This is a genomic window from Pedobacter sp. 01N416 (assembly GCF_056399685.1).
Genome location: NZ_JBFTRT010000697.1, coordinates 1 through 2366, shown reverse-complemented (window position 1 = coordinate 2366; position 2366 = coordinate 1). Strand labels below are relative to the sequence as shown.

Here is a 2366-nt window from a genome sequence, read left to right as displayed (position 1 = left end):
GTTTGGGTCTTTCCTTTTTAATTGGATCAGTAAACATTCTTTCAGATCTCTTGCACCAATGCCTGGAGGGTCGAAACTTTGGATCAGTTTTAACATTTCCAGTACATCCTCTTCTTCAACCATAACATTTTGAGAAAAAGCAAGGTCATCAATCATGGAGCCTAGCGGACGGCGTAGATAACCATCATCATCTAAACTGCCTATAATTTGTTTGCCAATAATAAAATCCTGGTCGGATAGGGGAATAAGGTCTAATTGCTCCTGTAAACTTTCAAAAAAAGTACTTTCAATGGCAATTGGTGTTTCTTTTTTCTCTTCATCGTCATCACCGTTATTATAGTTGGTGCTATAATCATTGGTAGAATCGTCCTGTAAATAATCATCTACATTAAATTCATCCATGCTGGTGTCTTCTGATGATTGTTCGTAATCTTCAGGCCCATCATTCAGATCATCATATTCGCTCTTTGGCTCATCCTGAGTCATTAAACTTGGATCTTCAAGTGCTGGGTTTTCTTCAAGTTCTTCTTTTACACGGGTATCTAAAGCAACGGTTGGCACCTGCAACAGTTTAATAAACTGTATTTGTTGCGGTGATAACTTTTGTAATAATTTTTGTTGTAAGTGTTGCTTTAGCATAGTAAATATAAAAGAATGGGGCAAAAATAAACAATAGATTTCAGATATTCTGCTGAATTGACTTAAATGCTATCGATATGTTTGGTTTTAAAATTATTTCATAAACATTTGTATTGAGTTTAATGTTTGCTACTTTAGTGAATAAATAAACTAAAACTTAATAAAATATGGGCTTTGTAAAAGAATTTAAAGAATTTGCCATTAAAGGGAATGCTTTCGATTTGGCGGTAGGCGTAATTATAGGTGGTGCTTTTGGTAAAATTGTTACCAGCGTAATCGACGATTTAGTGATGCCTATTGTAGCTGCAATGGTTGGTAAACCAGATTTTAGCAGCATTTATTTTGCAATGGGTAAAGGTGCCGAACTGATTCCAAAGGGTGCTTCGCTGGCAGATGCTAAAAAGGCCGCACCAGATGCATCTATATTTGCTTATGGTAACTTTATTACGGTAGCCATTAATTTCTTATTGCTGGCTTTAATTGTTTTTATGATGGTTAAAGCAATTAATAGAATGAAAAAGAAAGAGGAAGAGGTGGCAGTTGCAGCACCGGTAGTACCAACGGCAGAAGAAACCCTTTTAACCGAAATCAGAGATCTGTTAAAAACAAAAGCATAATATATAAAAGCCGTCCCGATGCAAAAAAGGGGCGGCTATTTTGTTTTAATAACTTCTTTTTACATTTGGATCGGTTATAATGATATAATCGCCGAGTTTTTTAAATTTTCCCCAATCGGGATTGGCAAAGCTTTCATCAGAAAATGATGAAATGTTCAGGATTTTTAGTTTTGGATTGGTCTGAGCCAGTTTCACCAATGTTCCCAGTTTTTCGTCGCTGTGGAAACGTCCATTAAGCTGAAAAACCTTAAAGCCTCTGTTTGCCTTAAGAAACTTATTTATAGACCATGCCATGGTCGCATCCCATAAATTTTGCGTTTGGTAAATTTTCATCGAGCCCATGCTGTGGCCACCCAAAGTTTCTGTAAATTTTTCATAATACCTACCCTGAGCCGTATCAATAGGTAAGGGTGGTAAAAAATTAAATGATGTTTTTGGGAAATTTTCTAAAACTTTAAGCCCTCCCATAGTAACAGCATTGCTGTAACGCGTAGCGGCATTTGCAGCAATAACTTTTAGCTTATTTTGTTTGGCATACTCCATTAAAGGTTTATAATCTTTGTAATTGCCCCAGGCCCTGCCTTCTTTAATAAAGTTCTTTTCTGAAATTAATCCTGCCAGGTATTCATCTACCTCAGGTTGTACATCGGTATGGAACATTTCTAAAGACAGTGCCGTTTTTAATGGATATTTTGAATGAAGTCTTTTAAAAAGCTCTGCTTCCAGATAATGGCCTATAGAATCGTTGTGGTCTTCGCCAAAGAATAAAACATCAGCCTGGTTCATATCAGTAACAATGTCGTCCATTGATATGGATTTCTGTTTTTTTACATCGTAAATCTTATAATGGTTACTTATTTCCTGTGCACACAAGCTGGTAGAAATAGCAAAAACAAACATTAATAGTGAAAATTTCATACCGTCAAAATAACAAAATAATTTTCACCGATAAAATAAGGGCACTTACCGTCTTTTACCGAGTTCTTGCACCTTGTGTATATTATGATGTAGTGCTTATTAATACTTTTGGATTATTAAATATGAACACACATGGATAATCTTAATAAAAACGATAACAACCACATTAAAAACTCAGGAAGAGTTTGGAGT

3 protein-coding genes are annotated in these 2366 nt (G+C 35.5%); 1 reads left to right on the top strand and 2 read right to left on the bottom strand.

The window, feature by feature from the left end:
* A partial coding sequence (locus tag AC1DND_RS25970; RefSeq protein ID WP_477585489.1) for an RNA polymerase factor sigma-54 occupies positions 1-639 on the bottom strand: 639 nt, incomplete at its 3' end.
* A 167-nt stretch (positions 640-806) separates the two neighbouring features.
* Between AC1DND_RS25970 and mscL the strand changes: the two genes are divergently transcribed.
* On the top strand, positions 807-1256 hold the full coding sequence (gene mscL / locus AC1DND_RS25965; protein ID WP_477585487.1) for a large conductance mechanosensitive channel protein MscL: 450 nt from the start codon (positions 807-809) through the stop codon (positions 1254-1256).
* 45 nt (positions 1257-1301) lie between these two features.
* Here mscL and AC1DND_RS25960 read toward each other — a convergent pair whose 3' ends face one another.
* The gene (locus AC1DND_RS25960) at positions 1302-2174 is read right to left on the bottom strand and encodes a ChaN family lipoprotein (protein WP_477585485.1); all 873 of its coding nucleotides are present in this window, start codon (positions 2172-2174) and stop codon (positions 1302-1304) included.
* Between the last annotated feature and the right edge of the window lie 192 nt (positions 2175-2366).

What these genes read in the sequence shown, in the direction of transcription:
- mscL (WP_477585487.1), top strand. Translation starts at nt 807, where the DNA reads ATGGGCTTTGTAAAAGAATTTAAAGAATTTGCCATTAAAGGGAATGCT.
- AC1DND_RS25960 (WP_477585485.1), bottom strand. Translation starts at nt 2,174, where the DNA reads ATGAAATTTTCACTATTAATGTTTGTTTTTGCTATTTCTACCAGCTTG.